Origin of the sequence: Ensifer adhaerens (assembly GCF_002007205.1) — a bacterium.
In the GTDB taxonomy this organism is placed as follows: Bacteria; Pseudomonadota; Alphaproteobacteria; order Rhizobiales; family Rhizobiaceae; genus Ensifer; species Ensifer adhaerens_D.
The window spans coordinates 281,151-304,985 of the sequence record NZ_LAZS01000010.1; the positions used below are offsets into that span (position 1 = coordinate 281,151).

Consider the following 23,835-nt stretch of genomic DNA (forward strand, 5'->3'; position numbering starts at 1 on the left):
TCAATCGAATGAATTTTAAATGCGGCGCGTCGGGCGATCGCCCGTGCCGGACATGGCGCTGGGTGCGTGGCGGCGCTGCCGCCCCTTTCGTGGCGGAAAATTCAGGCGGGCCTTTCGGCCTAGGCGACGTCGCGCTCTTCGCCTCGTTCGAGCCGGCGCTGGAAGAGCGCGGCGATGAGATCGGATTGGGTGACGACGCCGAGCAGCCGGTTGTCCGGGTCGACCACCGGCATATGGTGCAGCCTCATGTCAGACATCGGCGGCACGAGTTTGGCGATCAAGGTTTCCGGCAGGGCCGACTGCACCTTGCGCGTCATGATGTCCGAAACGAGCCGCGGCATTTTCGGACCGAGGCCGATGACATTCCCGAGCCGCTGGCGGATGCCGCCCTGCGGCGCGAGCATCGCATGTTTCATGAAATCGGTCTGCGTGACGATGCCGACAAGGCCATCCTTTTCGGTCACGACGGGGAGCGCCTTGATGTGGTGTTTGATCAGGGTCTGCCAGGCCTGCCGCAGCGACGTCTCGGGCGTGGCCGTGGCGACGTCGCGCGACATGATCTCGGCGCAGGTGATTTCGCCGGAGCGGCGGTTGAAGGCGCGGATCTGCGCCTGATGGATCAGTGCGTCGAGCTCTTCGGGGCTGACGTCGACCACTTCTCCATATTGGGCGAGCACCGCCTGCAGGTCTTCCGGAACGATGCCGAGCCGTTGTGTCGGTGCGGGATCGCTGGTTCCGTGTAGCTTCGGTGCCAGCGCAAGATGCGGATAGCGCCGGCCGGTCGCGTTGTTGAACACCAGCGCGATCACCAGGATGACCGCTGAATTGATGGCGACCGGCGACAGGACGAACCAGTAGCCCGCCTCGTGGATCGCCGGGCCGCCGAGGACCGCGGTCAGCGCAACCGCCCCGCTCGGCGGGTGAAGGCAGCCAAGCAGCAGCATGATCGCGATGGCGAGCCCGACTGCGACTGCGGCAGCAATGACCGGGTCGGGGATCACCAGCGCCGCGGTAACGCCGATCAGGGACGAGACGGTGTTGCCGCCAACGATCGACCATGGCTGGGCGAGCGGGCTCGACGGGGCGGCAAAGAGAAGGACAGCAGAGGCGCCCATCGGCGCGATCAGCAGTGGCAGGCTGGCGTCGGCGCCAAGCGCGTAGCTGCTGATGAAGCCGGTGAGCAGAATGCCGAGAAGCGCGCCGAGCGACGAACGCAGGCGTTCCAGGTGGCCGACCGGAACAAGCGACGGAATGAAACGCCTGATGTATGCGCGTGCCTTCGACATGGAACCTCTGCGGAGGGAACGTAGGATTTGCACAGGCCATTAGCACATGGCGCGGAAATGGGCATGAAATCCGCATCCAAAAACCGCCGCCGGATTAAAATATATGCATCGCGCCTAAAAAGAGCGCGTTGTCGCACGGTCAGTAGACCGGCAATCTCTTCGTATCGAATGACTAGATTGAAACGGCTGCAGAAAAATCGATCGAGACCTTGGTGCCGCGGCCGGGCGCTGTATCGACGGCGAGGGTTGCCCTGTGCAGCTCGCTGATGCGCCGCACGATTTTCAAGCCAAGGCCGAGCTCGCCGGAGCTCTTCACGTAGCCGAGGTCTTCGTTGTGTTCCGGAAGATCGATGAGGCCCTTGCCGTTGTCCTCGACCGCGACAACCGGGCCGGGGCCGCAGGCAAGGACGATCCGGGTCCCCGGCGGGTTGTGCTTGACGGCGTTCTCGATGAGGTTGCGCAGCATGTTTTCGACGAGTGCCGGGATGGCCGTTACCGGTGGCGTACCTTCGTCCACGAATTCGAGGGACTTGTCGTGGTCGAAGACGAAAGGTGCGATCGCCTCCGCCACGGCGGCGCCGATCTGTGACAGGCTGGTGCGCTGGTAGGCAGAGGGATCGACGGCATCGGCACGCGCGAGCGAAGTCAATTGCTCCAGAATATGGGTCAGTGCGTCCAGATCGCGTTCCGCATTGCGTGCTCTCGGGTCGTCGATGCGGCTCAGTTCCATCTTGGCGATCGACACTGGCGTTCGGATTTCATGGGCGATCGACGACGAAAACAGCTTCTGCGACTGGATGAGATCGGCGACGCGCGTCAGCATCCGGTTGACGGCAACGACGAGCCGGGCGATCTCCTGCGGCATTCGCGTCAGCGGCAGGCGCGCATTGCTGTCGCGGGGGTCGAGGGCGTCGGCTGCCTGCGCCGCTCTCGCGACCGGCCTCAAGGCGCTGCGGATCGACCAGATCGTCGCGCCGATCACAAGGCAGAACATCAGCGTCATCGGCACGATCATCGAATCCGACATTTCGTGAAAGAGCGCGCTGTACATGAAGCCGTTCGGGTCGTTGAGGATCGCGAGTTCGACCAGAACGGTCGTCCCGTTGCGTTCGAAGGTCTGGCCGCCAGCCACGCTGAACGGTTTTCCGGGGGCAATCAGGCGTTTCCAGAACTGCGGGGCATCGACGCTGAGGGGCAGAAAATGCTGGGAACACTCGGCCGTGCAGTTCGAATGGATAAGCTCTCCGGACGCGGTGCGGATACGCAGGAAGATCGCGCCGTTGTCGTCCGGCCGGTCGATGTATCGTTCACGCACGTCACGACCGGGTTCGTAATGCGCCACTCCGTCGCGCACCTGGACATAGCCGATCAGGTTTTCGGTTTCCTGCTGCAGCATGAGCACGCTCAGCTTGTCGTCGTCGAACCAGTAGTCGGCGAAGACGACACCGATCTGGATCGCCATCGCCAGCAGTGAAAAGGCGACGATGCGGCGCGATACGATGCCGATCAAGGAAGGGTTTCGGATCCTCATGGCGCCTGCCTGAGGAGATAGCCGATGCCGCGCACCGTCTCGATCTGCACCCCGGTGTCGAGAGGTTGCAGGCGCTTGCGCACCCTTGAAACAGCCAGTTCGAGTGCGTTGGGCGTGACTTCCTGGCCATATTCCGAAAGGGCGGTCTCAAGCTTGCGCTTCGGTACGACGCGGCCGACCTCGCGCATGAGGATCTCGATCAGGGACCGCTCGCGCGGCGGCAACGGCACCACCGTGCCGTCGCAGGTGAGGTCGGCGGTCGCCGGGTCGTAGCGAAGCGTCCCGGCCTCGAGCACGGGCTGCACCGCCTGGGGATTGCGCCTGAGCATGGCGCGGCAGCGCGAGAGCAGTTCGCGGTGATGAAACGGCTTTACGAGATAGTCGTCGGCCCCGGCATCGAGCCCAGCGATACGATCGTCGACGGAGCCCTTGGCCGTGATGATGAGCACCGGCAGCCCCGGATATTCCTGGCGCACGCGGCGAAGCAGCGACAATCCGTCGCCATCGGGCAGTCCGAGATCGAGCAGCACCAGGTCGTGCTCGCGCGCCGCGATTGCCGTTTCGGCATCGGCCACGCTTGAAACCGCATCGAGGCGCCAGCCTGCATCCCGCATGGTTTCTCCGACCAGTTCAACCAGTCGCGGACTGTCTTCGACCAGGAGCAGGCGCATTGATTCGTCTCGATAGTGCAGGGGCCGCGCCGACCATATGGGCTTTCGCTGGGGCTGCCAACCGCTTGCGGTGATACCTACCGGCGCGCGTATCGGCGGGACAACGAGCAATCTTGACGGGGTTTGGACAGCTTGTCCGTCGTATCTCGATTGCCGAGGGGGAGGCTGTGTTCGAACAGGCGGCCGCAACGCGGCCTCCAACCCGACTGAATGCCCGCGCCCGTAGCGTCCCTCCCAGGCGCTCGTGCAGTCGCCCTAGGAGACGACAGTTTTGACATTTTCAGGTATTCGCCGCCCGGAAATCGGTAGCATTGCGCTGAGCGCTCTCGTCAGTGCCTATCTCCTTCTCGTCACCAATAAATCCTTCTGGACGCACACCGTCACCTATTTCGATGATTCCGTCGTGGCGCTCCTGTCCTTCAGCGCCGCACTGTGCCTGCTGACCTTCGCCGGGATGACGACCGCCGCCGTCAAATATGTGATGAAGCCGGTAATGATCTTCCTGATCATGGTATCGGCCTCTGCGTCCTATTTCATCGATACCTTCGGTGTCATCATCGACAAGGACATGATCGGAAACGCGGCGGTGACGACGCAGGCCGAAGCCAGCCATCTGCTGACCGGCAGTCTGGCGACGCATCTGTTGCTTTACGGAGTGCTGCCGTCGCTGCTGGTGATCTGGTTCAAGCTCCGCTATCGGCGTTTTCTCGCCAATGCTGCGGTCAACCTGGCGGTGATCATTCCCTGCCTTCTCGTCAGCGGGGGGCTGGTCTATGCGAACTTTGCAAACGTCGCCTACGTGATCCGCGAACACAGGGACCTGATGAAGCGCTTCAATCCGACGGGGCCGGTCTCCGCAGCGGTTCGCTACGCATCCTCGACCTTCAAGGCACGCAACATCGTCGTCCAGCCGCTCGGCACCGATGCCCGCCAGGGCTCACGCATCGCGTCTGTCGGCAAGCCCGTGGTCGTCGTTGTGGTGGCGGGCGAAACCGCGCGGGCGATGAACTTCTCCCTGAACGGCTACGGACGTGAGACCAATCCGGAACTGAAGGCGCTGGGCGTTGTGAACTACACCGACACCACGAGCTGCGGCACGGCGACAGCGACGTCGCTTCCGTGCATGTTTTCCGTCTATCCGCGTAAAGAATACAGCGACTGGAAGGCGCGCTCCACGGAGAACCTGATGAACGTGCTGACGCGTGCCGGCGTTTCGACCACCTGGTGGGACAACAACACCGGCAGCAAGGGCATTGCCGATCTCATCAACTTTGCCAGCATGACCGGCCAGAAGAACAGCCCGCTGTGCAAGAACGGGGAGTGCCTGGATGAAATCTTCCTCGGCGAGCTCGACAGGAAGCTCTCGGCGACGAAGAAGAACAGCGTGATCGTCCTGCATCAGCTCGGCAGCCACGGGCCGTCCTACTACCTCCGCTATCCCGAGAAGTTCCGGCGCTTCACGCCCGATTGCCGGACGCCCGAGCTGATGAAGTGCTCGGTAGAGGAAATCACCAACGCCTATGACAACACGATCCTCTACACCGACTACGTGTTGGCGAGCGTCGCCCGGTTGCTGGAAAAGCATCAGGACCGGATCGCGGGCGCGATGATCTACATGTCCGATCACGGCGAATCGCTGGGCGAAAACGGCATCTACCTGCACGGCGCACCCTATTCCATCGCCCCGCGCGAACAGACGCAGGTGCCGTTCATCGCCTGGTTCTCGAAGCCTTACCAGGCGGCCATGGGCGTCGACACGGCATGTCTGGCCAAGGATACGGCGCAGCCCAAATCCCACGACAACCTGTTTCACACCGTGCTCGGCATGATGAATGTCGAGACCAAGGTCTACAAGCCGGGTCTTGATGCTTTCGCAAGCTGCACGAGGAAGCCGCCGGTTGGCGGGGCGGCGTTCCAGGCGGCGGATACAACCAAGGACTTGCCGGCAAACCCTCAGCGTTCCATCGGCTCGCAGGGAGCCCTCTAAACATGATGACGCCGCCAAAGGCGCCCACCCGTAAATTTGCAGGCCGCCGGAACAAAACCCGGCCTCGACGCTTCCTTGAAAAGACGCCCCCGTTCGTCCCGGCCACGGGCGAGGCCGCCGAGGCGACCTCTGTCTGCCGGGGCTACCCGTAGGAAGGAGAGCTTCGATGCGCATCGTCGGCTTGCAGGTCACCCCCGAGAAAGCCGGTCGCGCCGGGTTCACCGTCGAGTTCATCGGCGACGGCGACCAGGTGGTGACGGTGATGTGCCCCCAGGATCCGGCCGGATCCCTCAACCGGCTCAACGCGATTGAAAAAGCGAAGGAAATTCTGCAAGCGGCCATCGCCGCCGACGAAACGGTTGCGGCTGCCGCCGGCGACACAGGCGTGCGTCGCGGCACGCTGCCGAACGCGCGACAGGCCCATGACCGCGACGCGATGGAAGAGCAACTCGACGAGGGGCTCGAGGATACCTTTCCCGCAAGCGACCCCGTGTCGATCGCCAGTTCGACCATCGCCAAGGGCCATTCCCGGCGCTGAAATCAGGGCCACTTGCACGCTTGAACTTTTCTCGTGGCGCATTCTTATGATTGCCGGCATCCCCGATTGTCGCGCGCGTCCGCGTCGCCACCGGCGCATCTTGCATCCTTTCGGCAAAAGGCATGTTATAGCACCTTGATCTGGCGATACCTTCGACCTGAACGGTCGGCGCCGGCTATCGGATTTTGGAGAATGAATGCATGGCCGCTCGGCAACTGACTTTCGCCGTCGGCGATATTCACGGCTGCCTCGACCAGCTGCGCGCGCTGTTGGATGAAATCGAAGACTACGCCCCGACGGGGCGGGTGATCTTCCTGGGCGACCTGATCGACCGGGGGCCGGACAGCCGCGCCGTCGTGGAATTGATCATGGCCGGCCCGACCAGACCCGGCTGGACCTGGTTGACGCTCAAGGGCAATCACGAGCAGATGCTCTGGGGTGCAAGCAGTGGCGAAAGCGACGTCGACTGGTGGCTGGTCAACGGCGGCCAGGAGACGTTGATCTCCTATGACGGCACGGTTCCCGGGCGGCATCTGAAATGGATCAAGGAACTGCCCACGATCCTGATCGAACGCTTTCGCATTTTCGTGCATGCCGGCGTTGACGACACCTTGCCACTGGAGCAGCAGGACGACGGGATCTTCCTCTGGATCCGGCCGCCTGAAGACTATTCGGGTGATTATTGGGGCCGGCACCTTTGTCACGGGCACACCCCGAGCACGGCCAATCCGCGCACGGTCGGAAACCGCACCAACGTCGATTCAGGTGCGGTGTTCAGCGGTATCCTGTCCTGCGCCATCTTCGACGACGAGCAGCCGGGCGGACCGATCGACTTCCTGACAACGAGCAGGGCCGCCTGGTGCGTCGAGTGATGCGGATAGCTGGGGCGTAAATGGCATTGTGCGCCCGGCTCTCCGGTAGTAGGTGTGGCTTCTCCGCTGGGCGAAGCCTTTGCCGCCCGTCTCATCATCTCAGGGGATTGCCTTGGACGCCGCGCCTTCATCCGTTTTCACGAAGAATTTTGCTGCCCTCCTGTTCGATATGGACGGCACGTTGTTGAACTCCATGGCCGTGGTCGAACGCGTCTGGGGCGCCTGGGCGGAGCGCAACGGTCTCGATCCAGTCGAGTTTACCAAGACCGTGCATGGCGTACGGGCCGTCGATACGATCCGCAATCTCGAGCTGCCGGATATCGATCCGGAGAAGGAAGCCCATGAGCTGGCGCTCGCTGAGATTGCCGATGTCGAGGGCATCGTCGAGATCCCCGGTGCGGTTGATTTCCTGAATTCTCTGCCGCCGGAAAGGTGGGCGATCGTAACGTCCGCGCCGCTGGATCTCGCCGTGCGCCGTCTCGCAGCCGCCGGCATTCCGACGCCGCAACTGATGATCACCGGTGAGGATGTTTCCATCGGCAAGCCCGATCCACAGGGCTACCGGATGGCGGCCGAGCGGCTGGGCGTGCGTGCGGAGGATTGCCTGGTGTTCGAGGACGCACCGGCCGGAATTCTGGCCGGGCTCGCAGCCGGGGCCGATGTCGTCGTCGTCACCGGTGCGCATGCGGCCGCCGAGGGAACGCCGCACATGACGCTTGCCCGCTACCACGACATCGCGGTGGAGCGCGCAACAGACGGCACGGTATCGCTGCGCCGGACCGCTTGAAAACACCGTCGATGAGAACGGGAGGCCGCGTGCCGACCTCCCGTCATTCGCGTCGCTGGTTTAGGCGTTGAGCCAGCATTTCGTCAGCGCGTGCCCGCCCATCAGTTCGCCGTTCGGATCGTCGATCCAACCGCCGACCTTGTCGTTGGTCGCGTCGATATAGTTGTTGAACATCGGTACGATAACGCCGCCTTCGTCGCGCAGCATCATCGCCGCCTGATGATAGAGTGCCTTGCGCTTGGCGTTGTCGAGTTCACCACGCGCCGCAAAGATCAGCTTGTCGAAGTCCTCCCGGAGGAAGCGGGTGTCGTTCCACTCGGCCTTGGAGAGATAGGCGATCGAATAGACCTGGTCCTGCGTCGGCCGGCCGGTCCAATAGGACATGCTGAAGGGCTGCTTGTTCCAGACGTCCGACCAGTAGCCGTCGCCCGGCTCGCGCTTCAGGTCGATGGTGATCCCGCATTTGGCGGCACTCATCTGGAAGAGTTGTGCCGCATCGACGGCGCCAGGGAAGGCGACGTCGGAGGTTCGAAGCAGAACCGAGCCGCTGTGCCCGGACTTCTTGTAGTGGAACTTCGCCTTCTCCGGATCAAAGACGCGCTGCTCGATATCGTTGTCGAAGAGCGGGTAGCCCTTGATCATCGGCGTGTCGTTGCCGACGGTTCCGTAACCGCCGAGCACCTTGGCGACCATCTCCTCGCGATCGACCGCATATTTCAACGCCAGGCGCAGGTCGTTGTTGTCGAAGGGCGCCGTGTTGCAGTGAGCGATGAAGACATAGTGGCCCTTGCCCGGCACGTTGCGGATGACGGCGCCGGGAAGGCGGCTGATCAAGGCCACGACCTTCGGCTCGAGGCGGTTGATCATGTGGATCTGGCCGCTCTGGAGAGCCGCGGTGCGGGCCGTCGAATCGTTGATAACAGCGATTTCGATCTGATCGGCATGGCCGCGTTCGGCCGAGCCCCAATAACCTTCGTGCCGCTCGCCGATATGCTTCACGCCAGGTTCGTTCGCGACCACCTTGTAGGGGCCGGTACCGATACCTGCGGTTGGGTCGTCCTTGCCACCATTCGGCTGGATCATCAGGTGGTAGTCGCTGACGACGTAGGGCAGGTCCGCGTTTGGCGCGCGCAAGGTGATGACGACGCTGTCGCCGTCGACCTTGATCGTCTCGAACTCCTGAACGAAGGGGAGGGCCGCCGACTTGGAGTCCGCATCGCCATGACGCTCGAGCGTCGCCACCACGTCGGCCGGGGTCAGTTCCTTGCCGTTGTGAAAGGTCACGTCCTTGCGGATCTTGAAGCGCCAGGTCTTGGCGTCCGGCGTCGCCTCGTAGGCTTCCGCAAGCCGGTACTCGATCTCGCCGGTCGGAGATACCTCGACGAGCTGCTCGCCCCAGCAGCGCCCGAGCGTATAGGGAACCTGGCTTGCCCAGGTCGCAGGGTCCAGGCTGTTCGTCGATTCTCCGCCGACGAGGCCCGCTTTTAGCGTCCCGCCTTTGACCGGCCCTGCGGCGCGGGCCGCCTGACCAAGCAGCAAGTTCGCCGAGGCGGCGGTTATGCCGAGTGCGGCGGCGCGTCCGAGAAACTCCCGTCGCGACAGCCGGCCCGCGGCAACCTGCTGGCTCATGAATTCCAGTTCAATTGGCATGTCTTACTCCCTCCCTTGCAAGACCCACCCGGTGTGACCGGTATCGTTACAGATATTGGAGGCAGATGCCGCGCCTGGTATGTTGCCGCGCGACAGTTGGTGCCGCAGATCGGCGAAAGAAAGTCGTATTTTCGACCGTTCGCTCCGCCGAACGTGGAAATGTCCTCAGCCCTTGCGGGCGTAGCGCTGCAGGATCGCTGAGATATCCGGCTCTTCCTTGCCGGTATCGAGTTCGGCGCGAAGCTCGACCGCGTCGAGGTGCTCGAGCATGATCCGTTCCGCCGTGGCCGTGTCGCGCGATTGCAGGGCGCGGATGATCTGGACATGCTCGTCGACCGCACATTCCGGCGAATGCAGACGTGCGAAGCGGGCAAGGATCAGCGAGCAGCGTGAGACGATCTCCCGGACGAACCGCGTCAGCGCCTGAGAGCCCGTAAGCTCCGCGAGCAGAATGTGAAATTCGCCAGCCAGCCGGATCGAGAGCGGGCCGTGATCTGTAAGCGCCGCTTCTTCCTGCCGGACATGTTGCTGCAGCCGCTTGACGCCGGCGGCGTCGAGATCGGCGACGAGCCGCCGGATCACCTCGGCTTCGAGCATGCGCCTCAGCGCGAAGATGTCGCGGGCCTCCTCCAATGTCGGCTCGGCCACGCAGGCGCCCTTGTTGACGCGCAGATCGACGATGCCTTCGGCGTTGAGCCGGACCAGGGCTGCCCGCACGCTGGTGCGGCTGACCTTGAAATGATCGGCAATGGTGTCTTCGGAAAGCTTCGTTCCGGGCCTCAAGGCCTGTTCCAGGATTGCCTGTCGCAGGGCCTTGTAGACCACTTCGCTGCGGCTAGATTTCTCAGACAAGGTTGCCTCCCCCAACGGGCCGATCAGGGACCGGCCGAACATGTCCTGATGCCTCGATAGCGCTCGTCCGGTTACGCGTCAATATTGTATACAATCATGTTGATGTTTGTATTCTGTTATCGTATGCAATTGCAGGCGCCGACAAACAGGGCGGCGCCGGCCGGTTCGGGAGGAGGCGTGCGGGGAGGACCGCGCGACCTGAGAAGGCCAGAAGAGGACAGCCAATGGGAGGGAATTCATGAACAGCAGGATTCTTCAGCTCTGTGCGACAGTTGCCGGCCTGGCCGTCGGCCTGGTGGCGGCGACCACTGCCAACGCCGCAACGACGCTCGAAACGGTCAAGGCCCGCGGCAAGCTGATCTGCGGTGTGTCGATGAGCACGCCGGGCTTTGCGACGGCCGATGCCAAGGGCCACATGGAGGGTTTCGACGTCGACGTTTGCCGCGCCGTGGCGGCTGCCGTCTTCGGTGACCCGGAAAAGGTCGACTTCGTCCTGACCAACATCAACACGCGCTTCCAGGCGCTCCAGTCCGGCGAGATCGACATGCTGTCGCGCCAGACGACCATGACCTTTTCGCGCGAAGTGTCGCTCGGGCTCGATTTCGGCCCGACCGTGTTCTACGACGGCCAGGGGCTGATGGTGCCGAAGTCGCTTGGCGTCAACAGCGCCAAGGAACTGACCGACGCGGCGATCTGCACGCTGCCGGGCACCACGACCGCGCAGAACCTCAGCGACTTCTTCCGCTCGATCGGTGGCAAGTTCGAGCTGGTGGTCTTCGAAAACCCGGATGAGAACCGTAACGCCTTCTTCTCCGGCCGCTGCGAGGCGATCTCGTCCGACCGTTCGGACCTCGCCTCGATCCGTGCCGTTGCCAACAATCCGGATGATTACGTCGTTCTGCCGGAAACCATCTCCAAGGAGCCGCTGGCGCCTGCCGTCCGCCAGAACGATTCCAACTGGCGCGACATCGTATCCTGGTCGGCCTGGATGCTGATGGCGGCAGAAGAGCGCGGCATCACCCAAGCCAATGTCGACGAGATGGCCAAGAGCGAGGATCCGGAAATCCAGCGCATGCTCGGCGTCAGCGAGGAACTGGGCAAGATGCTGAACCTCGACAACAAATGGGGTTACAACATCATCAAGGGCGTCGGAAACTATGGTGAAGTGTTCGAGCGCAACCTCGGGACCAAGACAGCGCTTGGCCTGACGCGTGGTCCGAACACGCGCTGGAGCGAAGGCGGCCTGCTCTACGCACCGCCGTTCCGTTGAGGATTGACGGGCCCGCGTGTTTCCCGCGGGCTCACGTCTCCACCCGAAGCGGGATGTAGAAGGTGCGCGCGGCAAGCCGCGCGCACTTCAAACGATGGACATCGAACAAGTTATGATCTTTGGTCTCGCTGACCCGAGATCACAATGCTCCAAGGGACGGGTGCCCGATGCCCCTGTTTTATGACGCGCGCATTCGCGCTTATCTCTATCAAGTGATCGCCATCGGCGTCGTGCTGCTCATCGCCTGGGTGATGTTCAGCACGGCAAGCGCCAATCTTGCCAAGCAGGATATCGCGACCGGTTTCGGCTTCCTGGCGCGCCAGGCCGGGTTCGTCATCACCGAAGCCGCGATCGCCTATGAGCCGACCGATACGATCGGCCGGGCGATCCTCGTCGGCATCACCAACACGGTCAAGGTTTCGCTGCTCGCCGCCCTGTTCGGTACGGTTCTCGGGCTGCTGGTCGGCATCGGGCGGCTGTCGCACAATCCGGTTCTGTCGCGGCTGATGCTTGCCTATGTAGAAGCGCTGCGCAACGTGCCGCTGCTGCTCTATCTCTTGCTCTGGTATTCGCTGATCATCTCCGTCTTTCCGCCGGTCAAACAGGCGATCGAGATGCTGCCCGGCGTGTTTCTCTCGAACAGTGGCCTGGTCACGCCGGCGCTGCATTGGGAGAGCGGATTTGCGGCGCTGGTGACGGCCCTGGTCATTGGCGCCACCGCTGCCATCCTTACCGCGCGCGTCCTCGGCCGTCGCCGCGTCGTTACCGGCAAGGACCGGCCGATCGCCCTGATCGCGACGATCGCGTTTCTGCTGCCGCTGGTGGCAGCCCTCGTGTTCGCGAATATCGCCGTGACCTGGGACGCGCCGGAACTCGGCCGCTTCCGCCTGAGCGGCGGCTACCATCTGCGGCCCGAATTCGTGGCGCTCCTGCTCGGGCTGACGCTCAGCGTGTCTGCCAATGTCGCGGAAATCGTTCGCGCCGGCATTCAGGCGGTCAGCAAGGGACAGTGGGAGGCGGCAACGGCGCTCGGCCTGCCACGGGCGCGCACGCTGAAGCTCGTGATCCTGCCGCAGGCGCTGCGCATCATCATTCCGCCGCTCACCAACACCTATCTGACCGTGTTCAAGAACAGTTCGCTCGCGATCGCCATCGGCTACCCGGATCTGGTGATGGTCTCAAACACGATTATGAACCAGACGGGCCAGGCGATTGAAGCCATTGCCATTTTCATGGGTGTCTATCTCGGCCTGTCGATCCTGATCTCGCTGGTGATGAACTGGTACAATGCGCGGGTCGCGCTGAGGGAGCGCTGAGCCATGACACAGGTGGACACCCTCGTGAGCAACGCAGCGCTTGCGCCCAGCCGCGAAGCGCCGCCGGCATCGCGCAGCCGTTGGTTCAGCGCCTATTTTGGCACACCCGGCAATGCGCTGATCACCATCCTCTGCCTTGGCACGATCTTTGCGCTCGCCAAGCTCGCAATCGGCTGGCTCTTCGTCGACGCCACTTTTGTCGGTACGCCGGCGGAATGCAAGGCGACGAGCGGCGCCTGCTGGCCGTTCCTGTCGGCGAAGATGCGCTACATCTTCTTCGGCTTTTATCCCTTCGAGGAGCAATGGCGGCCGCTCACGGCCATGCTCCTGTTTCTCGGTGCCTGCCTCGTCTCGATGGTGCCGAAGCTGTGGGGACGAGGGCTGCTGGTCGCCTGGGTCGCCGTGATCCTGCCTGTTCTCTATGTGCTGATGGCGGGCGGTTACTTTGGCCTCACGGTCGTGCCGACGACGCAATGGGGCGGGTTGCCGCTTTCCTTCATGCTCTCCTTCATCGGTCTCGCCTGCGCCCTGCCGCTCGGCATTGCCCTTGCGCTCGCCCGCGCGTCGAACCTCCCAGCCATCCGCGTCCTCGGCGTCGGCTTCATCGAGATCGTACGCGGGGTGCCGCTGATCAGCATCCTGTTCATGGCGACGGTCATGCTGCCCCTGTTCATGCCCAATGGCATCACCATCGATAAGCTCGTTCGGGCGCAGGTGGCGATCATCCTCTTCGCCGCCGCCTATATCGCCGAGATCGTGCGCGGCGGCCTGCAGGCGGTTCCCAACGGGCAGGTCGAGGCCGGCCATTCGCTGGGGCTTCACTATTGGCAGATCATGCGCAAGATCGTGCTGCCGCAGGCGCTGAAGAAGGTCATTCCGCCCTTGGTCAGCCTGTTCATAGGCTTCTTCCAGGACACGACGCTGGTGACGATCGTCGGCCTGCTCGACTTCCTCGACACCGTCCGCACCGCCATGCGTGACCCGCAATGGCAGGGCATCGCGGTGCTGGAGGGCTATGTCTTCGCGGCTGTTGTATATTTCGTTTTCAGCGCTCTCATGGGGGCTTACAGCCGTTTCCTCGAGCAATATTTCAGGACCACGCATGACTAAAGAGATCCACGTCATCCGCAAAGCACACACGCTCGTCGCCTTCGACCGTGAGCTTAATGGCCATGTCTATCTCAACGACGCCGACGTCGCCTATGACGAGAAGGGCTTCGTGCATGTCGGCGGCCACTATGATGGCCCGTTTGCCAGCGAGAGCTCCGGCCGAGACCGGATGATCATGCCGGGCTTCGTCAACGTGCATTGCCATTCCGGTGAAGAGCCGATCTCCAAGGGCATCTTCGAGGACATGGGCACGGCAGCGCTCTGGGGCAACGCGCTCTACGAATACTCCAACCTTCTGGAAATCGATGACGATGCGATTGAGGCGTCGCTGACGGTCATGGTCGGCGACCTGATGCGCAGCGGTGTCACCACGCTCTTGGATATCGCCGGACCGCATGAGAGCTGGCTGCCGACGCTCGCACGGAGCGGTGCGCGGGCCTTCGTCGCGCCGGGCTTCCGCGAGGCTCAATGGCACGTCGAAGACAGCCATCGTCTCGACTTCCGTTGGGACAGGGCGCGCGGGCGCGAGGCTTTCGCGCGGGCGCTGGAGACCGTCGATGCGGCCGCTGCCCATCCGTCCGGCCGCCTCGGCGGGGTCGTCGCACCGTCGCAGATCGAGACCTGCTCGCCCGAACTGCTGCAGGATGCGGTGGCGGCAGCGCGCAAGCGCGGCATGCCGATCACCATTCACGCTGCCCAGACCATGACCGAGCACGAAGAACTCTTGCGCCGGCACGGGCTGACGGCCGTACAGTATCTCGAAAAGCTGGGTCTGCTCGGCAAGGACCTGATCCTTGGGCATTGCATCTTCGTCGACAGCCATTCCTGGACGCGACAGCGCACGGAGATCGACTTGCGCCTGCTCGCCGATCGCCAGACGACCGTCGCCCATTGCCCGGTCACCTTCTCGCGCAGCGGCATGGCGCTGGAATCGGTGGGTCGCTATCGCCGCGCCGGCGTCAACGTCGCGCTCGGAACCGACAGCTATCCGTTCAACATGCTCGAAGAAATGCGCCAGGCGATGATCTGCGCACGGCTCTCAGGCAAATCCGTATTCGACGTATCCACCGGCGACATCCTCGAGGCGGCGACGACCGCCGGCGCCCGGGCGCTCGGCCGGGACGACATCGGACGGATCGCCGTCGGCGCGAAGGCGGATTTCCTGGTGGTGGATCTCCGGCACCACGCCATGCAGCCGGTCTACGATCCCTTGCGCAATCTGCTGCATTGCGCCGCCGAACGGGCGATCGAGAGCGTTCATGTGGACGGCACCTGTGTCGTCAGCGGCGGCCGCCCGACCTTGATCGACTATGACGGTGCCCTTGCAAAGCTTCAGGAAGCGCAGGACTACGCTTGCCGCAAGGCGGCTCAGAACGACACGAAGGGCCGCGCGATCGGGACGCTTGCACCGCTCTCGCTGCCCAGCAGGTAGGTCTGGACGGAACCCGTCAGGACAGAAGGCGGTGCGCGGCGAAGAGCAGATCAGGATCGTCGCCGCCGCAGCCGGTGTCGATCGCTACAATCGCCCGCCGCTAGCCGGTTACCGTCCGTGCATATCGCCCGGGCGACTGCCCGACATGGCGACTGAAGGCTGTGCTGAAGGTGCTGGCTGATCCGTAGCCGACACGCTCCGCGACGGCGGCAAGATCCAGCTCGGTTTGCCGCAGCAGGTCCTTGGCGATCGCCATGCGCCAGACGAACAGATACTCCATCGGCGGCACGCCGACGGCGCGGGTGAAGCGCTCGAAGAAGACGGACCTGGAAAGCGCCGCCTCGCGCGCCAGTGCCGCCACGGTCCAGGCATGGGCCGGCTCGGCGTGGATCTGGCGAATGGCCGCCGCCAGCCGCGCGTCTGCCAGCCCGCGCAACAGGCCGGGTGTGGCACTTTCGCCCTGGATGGTGCGAAGCGCCTCGACGAGCATCACTTCCACAAGCCGCGCCAGAACCAGATCCCGGCCCGGGCGCTCGTCGCGCGCCTCGTCTCCCACCATGCGCACGAGCGTCGAAAGCCGGTCGATCCCGCGCACGTGCATCAAAGCCGGCAGCTGCGAAACCAAGAGCCCGGCATCGGGCGAGTCGAAAACGAAATAGCCGCCGAGCAGACGCACGTCCGGTTCGCCGTCCTGCCTGCCATGGCGAACTTCGCCTACCGGTGACGGCGCCGCCTTGGGATCGATGAAGGTCGGCTGAACCGGATCGAAACCCGACATGGTGAAACCAGGCGTGCTCGGCAACAACACGAAGTCGCCCGCCTGCAGCGTCACCGGCGCCTCGCCATCGACGGCCAGCCGGCACGATCCCTGGGTGACGGTGCAAAAACTCGGATGGCCGAACTCGGAATAGCGCACCGCCCAGCGACCGGCGCCGCTGATGCCTTTGGTAAACACCGCGCGCGGGCGGAGAAGCTGAATGAGTTGCGAGAGCGGGTCGGCCATTTGAGGACGATAGCAAATAAAATCAGGACGTCGAGCTGTAGATCGTCCTAAGACCTCGCGGTATCTCGTCTCCATCGCAACAACGAAGGATACCGCTATGAAGACCGTACTGATCACGGGCTGCTCTTCCGGCTACGGGCTGGAGACGGCGCGGCGCTTTCATGCCGAAGGCTGGAACGTGGTCGCCACGATGCGCTCGCCCCGACACGATGTCCTGCCGAAATCGGAGCGCATGCGCGTGCTGACGCTTGATGTCACCGATCCCGAGAGCATCTCCGCCGTGATCGAGGAAAGCGGTCCGATCGACGCGCTCGTCAACAATGCCGGCATCGGCGTCGTCGGCGCCTTCGAGGCAACGCCGATGTCGCATATCCGCAAGGTTTTCGACACGAACACCTTCGGGGTGATGGCGATGACCCAGGCGGTGATCCCGCAGCTCCGTGCCCGCCGGTCCGGCGTCGTGGTCAATGTTACCTCCAGCGTGACGCTGGCCGCCATGCCGCTTGCTGCTGCCTATACCGCCAGCAAGACGGCGATTGCCGGCTTTACCGGTTCGCTTGCCCACGAGCTTGCCGCGTTCAATGTCCGCGTCAAGCTGGTTGAGCCGGGTTACGCGCCAACCACGCGCTTTGCCCACAACACCACGATGCCGGTCGAGGACCTGATCCCTAAGGCCTATGCCGAATTTGCAGCGCCGATCTTCGCGCAGTTTGCTGCTCCCCCTCTGGTGACGACGGAGACCGACGTCGCGGAGGCCGTTTGGCATGCGGCGAACGATCAGTCCGGTCAGCTCCATTTCCCGGCCGGCGCCGATGCGGTTGCGCTGGCACAGGCACGCTGAAAAGCCGGAACGCAGCCGCTGGCGCGCGTTCAGGCGATCTCGGGGTAACCGAGACGGTGTGCGAACCGCGCCAGTTCGGCCACAGGCTCGTAATCCGCATCCGACAGAACCGCGAAGTCTTTTAGGGAAAGCACATCGCGGGCCCAAGCCAAATTGGGCTCCGTGATCGCCCGTCCGAGTGAACCGCGCAGCAGCAAAAGCTCGTTGTCCGAGGCGTCGCCGCGGGTGATGAGCGGCAGGCCCGGCGCGCTGGCAGTGGCGGCCAGGACCCGCAGGCCGGCCACGCGTGCCGGTTCAAAACGTTGCGTGTTGCCATAGGTCACGCAGTCGATTGCGGCCACGTCGGCAGTGCCCGATGCGACCGCATCAATGCTTGCAAGATGACTGCCGGTTTCGGCAACAGATGAGAAGAACCGGCCATTCCGGCTGTGGCGTGCGATCGCGACGCGAAACAGATTGGTTCCGGAATTGCTGATGGGATCGTTGATGGCAGCCCGCGTCCCCCTGATATCTTCGAGGGAACGGATCGGGGCGTCTGCCCGCACGATGACGAAACTGCACATGTCGGGCCCGTTGCAGCCCGGATGCCCGTAGACCGGCGTTGCGACAAGGCGAACCTTGCCGCGGAGATGCCGGACGTAGGGGTAGCCGCAGGTTTGGGCGAGGAGCAGCGCCGGATGAAGCCAGGCGTCGTCATGACGGGGGCCGCCGTCCAACCGGCCGGGCACATCCGCCAGACCCTCGCGCCGCAGGTCGTCGCGCAGGAACTCCCAGAGCGCGGCCGTTGCGGCCGCGAGCGGCGGCGGCCTGACATACATCGCAAGACTGGCTATCCGCATGATCCCCCGCGCTCCATGAGCACTCCCGCCATGGCGTAAAATGCGTTCGGTGAAGCGTCAAGGTCATGGTCGTCGCGCCAAAACGGCGGCACGTGGCCGTATGGATGACGGCGCGCCCGTATGGCGGAGGTTAGGCCGTGCGGCGAAGGCCAGCCAGCTCCAGCGGACGCGTTTCCGATCGATGTCCGCCTGGCGTCGTGCGGAAGCGCTCGACGAGATCGAACAGGCCGGATGCCTGGCTTGAGAGCCGGTGGGTCATGGCGGTGCTGTCCTCGACCATCGCATTGTTCTGCTGCGTCACCGCGTCCAGCGACAGCATGGTCTGGTTGATGTGCTGCAGGTCGGTTGCCTGGTCGCGGGCGTCACCGGCGATCTGCAGCGTCTGCTCGTTGATCGCATGGATCTGAGCGGAGATCTCGTCGAGCGCGTCGCCGGCGGCCCGCACCAGCGAAACGCCCTTCGCCACTTCTCCGGCCGAAGCCGTGATGATTGCCTTGATTTCGCGGGCGGCGAGCGCCGATTTCTGCGCCAGCTCCCGAACCTCGTGCGCGACGACCGCAAAGCCCTTGCCCGCTTCGCCGGCGCGGGCCGCCTCGACACCCGCATTCAGCGCCAGGAGATTGGTCTGGAACGCGATGTCGTTGATGGTGCCGATGATCTGCGAGATGGCGACGGATCCGTTCTCGATCTGTGCCATCGCGCCGACGGCGTTCATAACCACCTGGCCCGAGCGGTCGGAGCTTGCTTTGGCGGCAGCCGCGATCGTCGTTGCCGATGTGGCGTGTTCGGCGGTGCGGCCGATGGTGGCGGTGATTGCGCTGAGCGCCGCGGTCGCCTCTTCCAGCGTCGCCGCCTGGTGTTCGGTGCGCTTGGCAAGCTGATCGATGGCGTCGCGCATCTCGCCAGTCTCGCCGTCGATATCAGCGCTTCTTGCCTTCACGTCGCCAAGGGTGACGGCCAGGCTCTCCAGCGACAGGTTGAAGTCCGAGCGCAGACGATCGAACCCGGCGCCGAAGGGCTGGTCGATGCGGGCGGTCAGATCGCCCTGAGACAACTGTTCCAGTCCCGAGGCCAGCATTTCCACGGCCTCGTTGATCTGGCGCGACACTTCCGCCTGGGTCGTCTCGCGGCCTTGCCGCTCCTCATCGATCATGGTCCGCGTTTCCGCCGCCTCTGCCTCAAGTCGGGCACGGTCGAGCAGGGCGTCGCGGAAGACAAGGACGGAGCGAGCCATGTCGCCGATCTCGTCCCTGCGGCTGCCGCCGACGCCGCCGATCGTCGTATCGCCATCGGCAAGCCGGCTCATGTCGCGGACGAGACCGGTGATCGGGCGGGTCAGCCGGCGCGAATACCAGATGGAAATTGCCAGCGCGGTCGCCAGGACCGCGAGCGCCATCGCAAGCGTCCAGTTGCGCAAGGCGGTGACGGCGGCAAAAGCCTCGCGCGAAGTCATGACGGCGGCCATGGTCCAGCGGGTCCCGAAAGCATCGAGGCTGGTCGCGGCCAACTGCGCTTCCTCGCCGCGGAAATCGGCGAGCCTGCTGCTGGCGATGCCGCCTTCCGCCGGCTGGTCGACCCCGATCCGGGCCTTGAGCATATCGTTGCTGGGTGTCGCGGCGCTGTCGGCGAGGAAGAACCCGTTGCCGTCGAGAAGGATCGTCTCGCCCGTCTCGCCAAGGCCGGTACGGTTGCCGACGATCTCGCCGATGCGCGCGTCGGGCATCTCCAGGATCAAGGTGCCGATCTTGCCGTCGATCGATTCCAGGGGGATGGCGATGAACGCGGCGGGACTGTCGCCGAGCGGCGCATAGGCCTCGTAGGATGCGAAGGCGAGCTTGTTCTTGTCCGTTCCCTCGGCCGTTTCCCGGAAAACGCGGCCAAGCCCGGTGTCTTTCCAGGCTGCGTCCTTGAGATTGACGCCAAAATTGCCCTTCTTGTTGAGGGCGTAGACGACGTCGCCGCTGAGATTGGCAAGCAGCACGTCGCGATAGCCGTGCGCTTCCGCGAAGCGGCGGAAAAACGGGTGATAACGCGCATGGAGCGCGTCGTAGTCGTCGACGCCGGCGCTGCTGTAGAGCGCGCGCTTGTCTTCGGCGTTGGGGTTTTCCGCGAGATAGCGGCGCTGCAATTCGCTTTCGACCTTGTCGCCGAACCTGGCGGCCGCACCATTCAGGTCGCCGAGCGCCTTGGCGACGGACTTCTGCGCTTGCAGATTGCGCAGATCGTTTTCCACCGTGGTGAGGTAGTGGCGAAGCTCGTTGCGGCGGGCATCGGCAAGCGCCTCCAGCTTCTCGATCGCCGCGCGCGACGACAGGTCGCCACTGACCGTCAGGCTGGCAAGACTGGTAGCGGCAATGGAAAGAGCAGCCAGAGCCGCCGCTGCGAGGGGAAGCTTCGCGGACAAACGCATAACAAACACCGGGCTGAAGGGGGAGGGAGGCCATGCCGAAGGCTGGTCGCGACGCCTCATGCGCCCGGCGGAAGGGCTTCCGCGCGGAGAGTTATACGGTCTTACGTTACAGCTTGATGACGTCTGGATGACATCGTCAAAGTTTGGCTGTGGACGGCAGCCCCGGAACTATCTCGGTACGGTGCCCGACAAGAAGATCTCGGCGCAGATTTCCGCGCGGCTGACGATCGCGGCCTCTTCGATCGCGCTCACGCGTCCCAACATGACGGCGCGCTGCGGCTCCATCGCCATCATGCCGCGCAACATGCCTGCCGCCTGATAGGGGCAGGCGATAACCAGCCGGCCGGCCTCCGATTGCCTCTTCAGCCACTGCTCCAGCGTCGCATTCGTCCGCTCGATCGCCTTTTCCCAGAACGTGGCGGCGATCTCGGGAAAGCGCTCGGCCTCGGCGAGAACAAGACGGATGATGGCAATCGTATCTACTGACAGCACGAGGTGCCCGTAGGCGGCGAGCAGGCGCACGAGACCCGCCTTCAGGCCCATGGCGTCCAGATGCTCCTCGTCGACCTCGATGACGAACTCGGAAATTCTGAACGAGATGACGCATTCGAAAAGATCGGCCTTGGTCGGAAACAGCCGATAGAGCGTCTTCGTGGAAACCCCGGCATTCTGGGCGATGACATTGATGTTGGCGGTCTCATAGCCAAGATCGCAGAACTGCCGTTCGGCAGCTAACACGATCACCTGACGGGTCTCGTCGTCGGGGCGGATTTGGGGCCGGCCGCGAGAGCGCGGCACCTTCTGTTTTTCGATCATAACGACTTTCCAAATTCCAGTGCAGTCTTAATCGACGACATATGGGAAAGCAATTGCTTTCTGAATTATGATTGGAGGCATGCGGTCGGGTCAACTCCGCCAGCCGCATATTGCTGCCTCCACGAACACGCCCTAGCTTTGCTCCTATGGCGCCATCGAAACTCACGGATTACCGCGCGAAGCGGGATTTCTCCAGGACGCCGGAGCCTGCCGGGAGAACCGGCGGGGAGGGCAATCGCTTTGTCGTGCATAAACATCACGCGACCGCCGATCATTATGATCTCAGGCTCCAGGTCGGTGATGTACTGAAAAGCTGGGCGGTACCCAGGGGGCCCTCCCTCAATCCCGCCGACAAGCGGTTGGCGGTCGAAACCGAGGACCATCCGCTCGAATATATCGACTTCGAGGGCGTCATTCCCGAGGGCGAGTATGGCGGCGGGCCGATGATCGTCTGGGATAGCGGCGTCTGGGCGCCGATGGACGATATCGAGAAGAGCCTGAGGACCGGCGCCTTCAAGTTTCGTCTGGCCGGCGAAAAACTCAACGGCGGCTGGATGCTGACGCGGCTGAAACCGAAGCCGGGTGAGGAGGGTGAGCGCAACTGGCTGCTCTTCAAGGAGCATGACCTGGCAGCCGACCCCGATGCTGACATCCTGACATCGCGGCCCGAAAGCGTGAAAAGCGGTCGCCGGATCGAGGAACTGGTCGAGCCACCGAAGAAGTCGGCAAAGCGGGCCATTCTCAAGCCAGGCGCCTTGCCGGGCGCGGTGAAGGGCATAAAGCCGCAACGGATCGAACCACAGCTTGCCAGCCCGACACCGAGGCCACCGGGCGGCCCGTCGGACAGGCCGGACAAGGCGGACTGGCTGCACGAGATCAAATTCGATGGCTACCGCACGATGGCGGACATTTCGGACGGCAACATCAGGCTGATCACCCGCAGCGGGCTGGACTGGACGAAACGCTACGGCGATCTGCCTGATGCCTTTCGCAAGCTGTCTTGCCGCGAGGCGATCATCGATGGCGAAATCGTCGTTCTCGACGACAAGGGCATCAGCCGGTTTTCGCTGTTGCAAGACGCACTTTCGAATGGGACTGACGGCAAGCTCGTCTTCTATGCCTTCGACATCCTTCATCTCGACGGCTGGAACCTTGCCGAGGTTCCGCTGGAAAAGCGCAAAGGTCTCTTGGCGCAGCTGCTTCAGGGGCAGATATCCAGCCGATCCGCCATTCAGTTCAGCGACCATGTCGAAGGCGACGGGCGCGGGCTCTACGATCAGGCGGCCGAGCTGGGGCTGGAAGGGATCGTATCAAAGCGTGCCTCCGCACCCTACCGCAGCGGACGCACCCAGACCTGGACCAAGACCAAAGCGCTCAAAAGCGAAGACTTCGTGATCGCAGGCTACACCGTCTCAGAGGCGGCCGAGGGGCTGGCGGCACTGGCGCTCGGGGAGTGGATGGGCGGCGAGCTGCACTATCGCGGCAAGGTTGGAACCGGCTTCGATGCGGAGACCGCCAGGCAGTTGCTCGCCCGGCTGGAGGCTTTGCGCGGTGGCGAGACCGCGCTCGATGGCGCGCCCAGGGAAATCCTCTGGGTGCGGCCGGTATTGAGCGCCCGCATTCATTATTCCAATCGCACGACCGACAATGTCCTGCGCCATGCGGTGTTCAAGGGGCTCCGCGACGTCGAACTTTCTACCCCGGCGGCGGCGCCGCGCAAGCGGTTGATCACGGACGCCGACCTTGCGACGATCCAGGTCACCAACGCCGACCGTCGGGTCTTCGGCAGATCCGGGCCGACCAAGCTCGACATTGCCGTCTACTACGCGCTCGTCGGCGATTTCATGCTGCCCCACATCCTTGGCCGCCCGGTATCGCTTTTCCGCTGTCCCACAGGCAAGCGCACGGACTGCTTCTTCCAACGCCATCCCTTCACCGGCATGCCGCCTTCCATCGTCAGCTTCAACGCGACCAATTCCGAGGGCGAGAGCAAGGCCTTCCTCTCGATCGAGGGCACGAAGGGTTATCTGGCGCTCGCCCAGTTCGGCGTGATCGAGCTTCATAGCTGGGGCTCGAGGCGCGCGCGGTTGGAAAAGCCCGATCGCATCGTCTTCGATCTCGATCCGGGCGAGGGCATCACGTGGCGCGACGTGGTCGAGGCGGCCGTCCATATCCGCGGGGAGCTGGAGGGGATCGGCCTCGTCCCCTTCGTCAAGACGTCGGGCGGCAGCGGCATCCATGTCGTCGTGCCCGTGACGCCGAAGCTCGACTGGAAGAAGACGCACCAGGCAACGAGCGCAATTGCGTCACGACTGGCGGCGACCGCGCCTGAGACCTTCACCACGACGATGGGCAAGGAGAACCGCGTGAAGCGGATCTTCATCGACTTCCATCGCAATGCCCGCAGCCATACGGCGGCCGCGCCCTATTCGCTGCGGGCACGCACCAACCTGCCGGCTTCGGCGCCGCTCAATTGGGCGGATCTGGAGACTATCGACGCTCCGGAGGATTTGAACTATTCTTCGCTGCCTGGACTTCTGGATACTTTCGGCGATCCCTGGGCGGATATCGACGACTTTGCCAAGGATCTGCCGCTTCTGTCCGAAACGAGGACGTAATGCGTT

At 63.6% G+C, this 23,835-nt stretch carries 19 protein-coding genes; 10 read left to right on the forward strand and 9 right to left on the reverse strand.

The window, feature by feature from the left end; translation table 11 throughout:
• Nucleotides 1-119: 119 nt before the first annotated feature.
• From XB14_RS23335 to XB14_RS23345, 3 genes are all read right to left on the reverse strand, one after another.
• Nucleotides 120-1,286 carry an HPP family protein gene (locus XB14_RS23335; protein WP_077964598.1) on the reverse strand — a complete coding sequence of 389 codons (1,167 nt, stop codon included), beginning with the start codon at nucleotides 1,284-1,286 and terminating at the stop codon, nucleotides 120-122.
• Between the two features lie 172 nt (nucleotides 1,287-1,458).
• A complete protein-coding gene (locus XB14_RS23340) occupies nucleotides 1,459-2,817 on the reverse strand; it encodes a sensor histidine kinase (RefSeq protein WP_077964600.1) in 1,359 nt (452 codons plus the stop codon).
• Nucleotides 2,814-3,488 (reverse strand): response regulator transcription factor, encoded by a 675-nt coding sequence (locus tag XB14_RS23345; RefSeq protein ID WP_077964602.1) that lies wholly within the window; start codon nucleotides 3,486-3,488, stop codon nucleotides 2,814-2,816. The genes XB14_RS23340 and XB14_RS23345 overlap by 4 nt, the downstream gene beginning before the upstream one ends.
• Nucleotides 3,489-3,759: 271 nt before the next feature.
• On the opposite strand from XB14_RS23345, the gene XB14_RS23350 reads away from it, so the two are divergent.
• The 4 genes from XB14_RS23350 to XB14_RS23365 all read left to right on the forward strand — a co-directional run bounded on the left by XB14_RS23350 (nucleotide 3,760) and on the right by XB14_RS23365 (nucleotide 7,672).
• Nucleotides 3,760-5,475 (forward strand): phosphoethanolamine transferase, encoded by a 1,716-nt coding sequence (locus tag XB14_RS23350; RefSeq protein WP_077964604.1) that lies wholly within the window; start codon nucleotides 3,760-3,762, stop codon nucleotides 5,473-5,475.
• Nucleotides 5,476-5,641: 166 nt separating this feature from the next.
• A complete protein-coding gene (locus tag XB14_RS23355) occupies nucleotides 5,642-6,013 on the forward strand; it encodes a hypothetical protein (RefSeq protein WP_077964606.1) in 372 nt (123 codons plus the stop codon).
• Between the two features lie 200 nt (nucleotides 6,014-6,213).
• On the forward strand, nucleotides 6,214-6,885 hold the full coding sequence (locus XB14_RS23360; protein WP_077964608.1) for a metallophosphoesterase family protein: 672 nt from the start codon (nucleotides 6,214-6,216) through the stop codon (nucleotides 6,883-6,885).
• A 112-nt stretch (nucleotides 6,886-6,997) separates the two neighbouring features.
• Nucleotides 6,998-7,672: an HAD family hydrolase gene (locus XB14_RS23365; RefSeq protein ID WP_077964610.1), complete on the forward strand. Its 675-nt coding sequence runs from the start codon at nucleotides 6,998-7,000 to the stop codon at nucleotides 7,670-7,672.
• 60 nt (nucleotides 7,673-7,732) lie between these two features.
• Here the strand turns inward: XB14_RS23365 and XB14_RS23370 are convergent, their stop codons facing one another.
• Nucleotides 7,733-9,322: an ABC transporter substrate-binding protein gene (locus XB14_RS23370; RefSeq protein WP_077964612.1), complete on the reverse strand. Its 1,590-nt coding sequence runs from the start codon at nucleotides 9,320-9,322 to the stop codon at nucleotides 7,733-7,735.
• A 165-nt stretch (nucleotides 9,323-9,487) separates the two neighbouring features.
• Nucleotides 9,488-10,174, reverse strand: coding sequence for a GntR family transcriptional regulator (locus XB14_RS23375; RefSeq protein ID WP_234804124.1), 687 nt, complete (start codon nucleotides 10,172-10,174; stop codon nucleotides 9,488-9,490).
• Nucleotides 10,175-10,412: 238 nt separating this feature from the next.
• Here XB14_RS23375 and XB14_RS23380 point away from each other — a divergent pair, with 238 nt between their 5' ends.
• The 4 genes from XB14_RS23380 (at nucleotide 10,413) to XB14_RS23395 (ending at nucleotide 15,302) form a co-directional block, all read left to right on the forward strand.
• Complete coding sequence (locus tag XB14_RS23380; RefSeq protein WP_077964620.1) at nucleotides 10,413-11,444, forward strand: amino acid ABC transporter substrate-binding protein; 1,032 nt, start codon at nucleotides 10,413-10,415, stop codon at nucleotides 11,442-11,444.
• Nucleotides 11,445-11,611: 167 nt separating this feature from the next.
• Nucleotides 11,612-12,760: an amino acid ABC transporter permease gene (locus XB14_RS23385; RefSeq protein WP_077964623.1), complete on the forward strand. Its 1,149-nt coding sequence runs from the start codon at nucleotides 11,612-11,614 to the stop codon at nucleotides 12,758-12,760.
• A 3-nt stretch (nucleotides 12,761-12,763) separates the two neighbouring features.
• Nucleotides 12,764-13,870 carry an amino acid ABC transporter permease gene (locus XB14_RS23390; RefSeq protein WP_077964625.1) on the forward strand — a complete coding sequence of 369 codons (1,107 nt, stop codon included), beginning with the start codon at nucleotides 12,764-12,766 and terminating at the stop codon, nucleotides 13,868-13,870.
• Nucleotides 13,863-15,302, forward strand: coding sequence for an amidohydrolase family protein (locus XB14_RS23395; protein ID WP_077964627.1), 1,440 nt, complete (start codon nucleotides 13,863-13,865; stop codon nucleotides 15,300-15,302). Before XB14_RS23390 ends, XB14_RS23395 begins: the two co-directional genes overlap by 8 nt.
• A gap of 100 nt (nucleotides 15,303-15,402) precedes the next feature.
• On the opposite strand, the gene XB14_RS23400 is transcribed toward XB14_RS23395, so the two are convergent.
• Entirely contained in the window at nucleotides 15,403-16,305 is a 903-nt protein-coding gene (locus XB14_RS23400; protein ID WP_077964630.1) for an AraC family transcriptional regulator, read from the reverse strand.
• 97 nt (nucleotides 16,306-16,402) lie between these two features.
• Between XB14_RS23400 and XB14_RS23405 the strand changes: the two genes are divergently transcribed.
• On the forward strand, nucleotides 16,403-17,146 hold the full coding sequence (locus XB14_RS23405; protein WP_077964650.1) for an SDR family oxidoreductase: 744 nt from the start codon (nucleotides 16,403-16,405) through the stop codon (nucleotides 17,144-17,146).
• Between the two features lie 29 nt (nucleotides 17,147-17,175).
• Here XB14_RS23405 and XB14_RS23410 read toward each other — a convergent pair whose 3' ends face one another.
• The 3 genes from XB14_RS23410 to XB14_RS23420 all read right to left on the reverse strand — a co-directional run bounded on the left by XB14_RS23410 (nucleotide 17,176) and on the right by XB14_RS23420 (nucleotide 21,211).
• Entirely contained in the window at nucleotides 17,176-17,985 is an 810-nt protein-coding gene (locus XB14_RS23410; RefSeq protein ID WP_077964652.1) for a phosphate/phosphite/phosphonate ABC transporter substrate-binding protein, read from the reverse strand.
• Nucleotides 17,986-18,115: 130 nt separating this feature from the next.
• A complete protein-coding gene (locus XB14_RS23415; protein WP_077964664.1) occupies nucleotides 18,116-20,395 on the reverse strand; it encodes a methyl-accepting chemotaxis protein in 2,280 nt (759 codons plus the stop codon).
• 168 nt (nucleotides 20,396-20,563) lie between these two features.
• On the reverse strand, nucleotides 20,564-21,211 hold the full coding sequence (locus XB14_RS23420; RefSeq protein ID WP_077964667.1) for a TetR/AcrR family transcriptional regulator: 648 nt from the start codon (nucleotides 21,209-21,211) through the stop codon (nucleotides 20,564-20,566).
• Nucleotides 21,212-21,357: 146 nt separating this feature from the next.
• Here XB14_RS23420 and ligD point away from each other — a divergent pair, with 146 nt between their 5' ends.
• Nucleotides 21,358-23,829, forward strand: coding sequence for a DNA ligase D (ligD, locus tag XB14_RS23425; protein WP_077964668.1), 2,472 nt, complete (start codon nucleotides 21,358-21,360; stop codon nucleotides 23,827-23,829).
• Nucleotides 23,830-23,835 lie beyond the last annotated feature (6 nt).